This is a genomic window from Acidisphaera rubrifaciens HS-AP3, assembly GCF_000964365.1.
Taxonomy (GTDB): domain Bacteria; phylum Pseudomonadota; class Alphaproteobacteria; order Acetobacterales; family Acetobacteraceae; genus Acidisphaera; species Acidisphaera rubrifaciens.
In genome coordinates, this window is record NZ_BANB01000691.1 from 1 (window position 1) to 3442 (window position 3442).

The window sequence follows — 3442 nt, forward strand, 5'->3', positions numbered from 1 at the left end:
GCGCCGAGCGCCGCCGGCAGCGGCCGCGCCGGGCCGCCGTCGCGCAGCGCATAGCGCCGGGCGGCCGGGTCGATGACGAAGGCGGTGGCCTGTCCGGTGCGCACCGCGTCCTCGCGCGCCGTGCGCAGGAGGGCGATGAGCTGGTCGGAGGCGGCGCGCAGGCGGCTGCCCTCCAGTCCCGTCATCACCGCGGGCGCGAGCGACGCGGCCATCGCGAGGATGGTCAGCACCACCAGCATCTCGATCAGCGTCAGGCCGGATTGGGCGTGCCGCACGGGCTATTTCACCAGCCCGTTGATGCTGACCATCGCGGTCATCACCGAAGCGACGATGAGCGCCACGATCAGGCCCATCAGGATGGTGATCGCCGGCACCAGCAGGGCGAGCAGGCGTTCCAGCGCGCGCTCCACCTCCTGGTCGTAGATGTCGGCGATTTCCTGCAGCATGTCCTGCAGCCGGCCGGTCTCCTCGCCGATCTGCACGAGCTGGATCGCGAGGTTGGGGAAGCAGCCGGCCTGTTCGAGCGCGGTCGCCAGCCCCTCGCCTTCCTTGAAGCGCAGCGCCAGCGTCTCGATCGCGTCGGCGAAGACGCGGCTGCCGACCGTCGCGCCGGCCAGCGCCAGCGCGCGCGAGGCCGGCACGCCGTTCATCAGCAGCACGCCGAGGCTGCGACTGAAGCGGCTGACCTCGTAACGCGTGACGAGGCCGCGCAGCACCGGCACGCGCAACACCGCGCGGTCGCGCAGCGCCTGTGCCGCCGGGCGCTGCATCACGCGCTGGAAGACCACCACGGCGATCGCGCCGCCGAGCAGGATGATCCACCAGTCGTTGCGCAGGAAGCGGCTTGCCGCCATCACGAGGCGGGTCGAGACCGGCAGGCTGGCGCCGGCGTCCTGGAACATCAGCTCGAACTGCGGCAGCACGAAGGTCAGGATCAGGGCGATCGCGCCGGCCGCGACCACCATTAGCACGGCGGGATAGATCATCGCCGAGACGACTTTCTGCCGGATCGTCTCCGAGCGGACGAGGAACTCGCCCACCCGCACCAGCACGGCGCGCAGCGCGCCGCCCTCCTCGCCCGCGCGCACCATGCTGACGCAGACTTTCGGAAACGCCTGATCGTCCGCCGCCATCGCGTCCGCGAGGCTCGCGCCGTCGCGCACCCGCTCCAGCAGGCGCTGCACGATGCGCCGGGCGCGCCGGTCGTCGAGCAGCGTGGTCAGGATCTCCAGCGCCCGGTCGACCGGCAGGCTCGCCGCCAGCAGGCGGGTCAGCTGCTGCATGAACAGCGCGAGGCCGCCCGCGGCAAAGCGGTTGCCGCGCCCGATCGACAGGCGCAGGCCGAGCGCGGGGCGCGCACGCTTCTCCGCCGCCTCGATCGGCAGCAGCGCCTGTTCGTTGAGACGGGCGATGACGGCGCGGACGTCGGGGCCGTCGATCTCGCCGTCGACGATGTCGCCCGAGGCCGACAGCGCGCGGTAGGTGAACCGGGCCATGGCGGTCACGCCTCGCGCGTGACGCGGAAGACTTCCTCGATCGTGGTGATGCCGGCGACCGCCTTGCGCAGGCCGTGCATGTACATCGTCTGCATGCCGCTGCGGATCGCCTCGGTCTGGATCTCGCGCGCCTCCGCCCGCGCGAGCACGAGCGAGCGGATCGCGTCGTTCATCACCATCAGCTCGAGGATCATGGTGCGCCCGCTGTAGCCGAGGCCGCCGCAGGCGGGGCAACCGGCGGGGCGATACAGCACCGGCGCCGCGCCGTCGGCGGCGGGCGGCAGGCCGAGGGTCCGCGCGAGTTCGTCGCCGGGCGCGTAGGGCTGCCGGCACGAGGCGCACAGCCGGCGCACCAGCCGCTGGCCAAGCACGGCGTTGACGGTGGAGTTCAGCAGGTAGTTCTCGATCCCCATGTCGAGCAGGCGCGCCATCGCGCTGCCGGCGTCGTTGGTGTGGACGGTCGAGAGCACGAGATGGCCGGTGAGCGCCGCCTGCACGGCGATCTGCGCCGTCTCCAGGTTGCGTATCTCGCCGATCATCATGATGTCGGGGTCCTGCCGCAGGAAGCTGTGCAGGGCGTTGGCGAAATTGAGGCCGATATCGGGGTTGATCTGCACCTGGTTGATGCCGGGCAGCACGTATTCGACGGGGTTTTCCGCCGTCAGTATCTTGCGGTCGGGCGAGTTCAGGTGCGTGAGCGCGGCATAGAGCGTGGTGGTCTTGCCGCTGCCGGTCGGGCCGCTGACCAGCACGATGCCGTGCGGGCGGGCCAGCGTTTCGAGAAACACCGGCAATTGCGTCTCGTCGAAGCCGAGGGCGGCGAAATCGAGCGCCAGCGAGCCGCGGTCGAGGATGCGGAGCACGACGCTCTCGCCGTGGATGGCGGGCGTGGTGGAGACGCGGAAATCGATCTCCTTGCCGCGCACCGCGAGGCGGATGCGCCCGTCCTGCGGCAGCCGGCGTTCGGCGATGTTGAGCTTCGCCATGATCTTGATGCGCGAGATCACGGCGCTGCGCAGCCGCGCGGGCGGGGCGTCCATCTCGCGCAGCATCCCGTCCACGCGGTAGCGCACGCGCAGATCGGTCTCGGTCGATTCGAGATGGATGTCGGACGCCGCCATCTCCACCGCGCGGGTGATGATGGAGTTCACGAGGCGGATGACCGGCGCCTCGCTCGCGAGGTCCTTCAGCCGTTCGAGATCGGCCTCGCGGTCGGAGGCGTCGCGGTCGCCGGCGGCATCGGAGATCTGGTCGATCGCGGAGCGGCCGTCGCCGTACAGGCGGTCGTGCGCCGCGTCGATGTCGGCCGGCACGGCGGCGCGCGCGACGATGCGCCGGCCGGTGGCGAATTGCAGCGCGCGCAGCGTGCGGGCGTCGAAGGGATCCGCCATGGCGACGACGAGGGCCGTGTCCGACTCCGCGACCGGCACGACGCGGGCGCGCTTGAGGAAGGCGGCCAGCAGCCGGTCGGGGGCGACGGCCTCGGCCGGGAAATCCGCCTGCGCCAGCACCGACGCGTCGAGCATGTCGGCATAGGCCTGCGCGAGGTCGCGGTCGGAGATCAGCCCGAGCTTGGCGGCGATCAGGTCGACGCGCTCGCCGCTTTCCGTCTCCAGCCGCTTGACCCGTTCGAGCGCCGCGCCGGACAGGAGGTTGCGGGCGACGAGCGCCGCCTCGATCGCGGCGGCGGCGGCCGGCGGAGGCGTGTCGGTCCGCGCGGGCGTGTCAGGCGGCATGGGAGCGACGACGGGTGGCTGGCCGGCTGGATCGCTGCATGTTTGTCCGCCCGGGCCGGCGGCGGCCGGCGGTGTCGTCCGGTCCGGCCGTTGTTCGCGCCGCCGGCGTATCATAAAATTGCGCGCACGCTACGTCCAGCCGCAACCGAACGTGGCGGGACCATGGATCACGGGAACAAGGCGGGACAGCGATGAAACTGACGCTCCGAT

The 3442-nt window shown here is 71.5% G+C and carries 3 protein-coding genes; all 3 read right to left on the reverse strand.

The window, feature by feature from the left end; genetic code table 11:
• On the reverse strand, positions 1-275 hold a 275-nt coding region (locus B8460_RS16515; RefSeq protein WP_048862711.1), incomplete at its 3' end, for a pilus assembly FimT family protein.
• A 3-nt stretch (positions 276-278) separates the two neighbouring features.
• Positions 279-1496, reverse strand: a complete 1218-nt coding sequence (locus tag B8460_RS16520; RefSeq protein ID WP_148360660.1) for a type II secretion system F family protein — start codon at positions 1494-1496, stop codon at positions 279-281.
• Positions 1497-1501: 5 nt separating this feature from the next.
• Positions 1502-3232, reverse strand: a complete 1731-nt coding sequence (locus B8460_RS16525; RefSeq protein ID WP_084623790.1) for a GspE/PulE family protein — start codon at positions 3230-3232, stop codon at positions 1502-1504.
• Between the last annotated feature and the right edge of the window lie 210 nt (positions 3233-3442).

Coding starts and splice junctions, on each gene's coding strand:
- B8460_RS16520 (WP_148360660.1), bottom strand. CDS start 1,496: ATGGCCCGGTTCACCTACCGCGCGCTGTCGGCCTCGGGCGACATCGTC.
- B8460_RS16525 (WP_084623790.1), bottom strand. CDS start 3,232: ATGCCGCCTGACACGCCCGCGCGGACCGACACGCCTCCGCCGGCCGCC.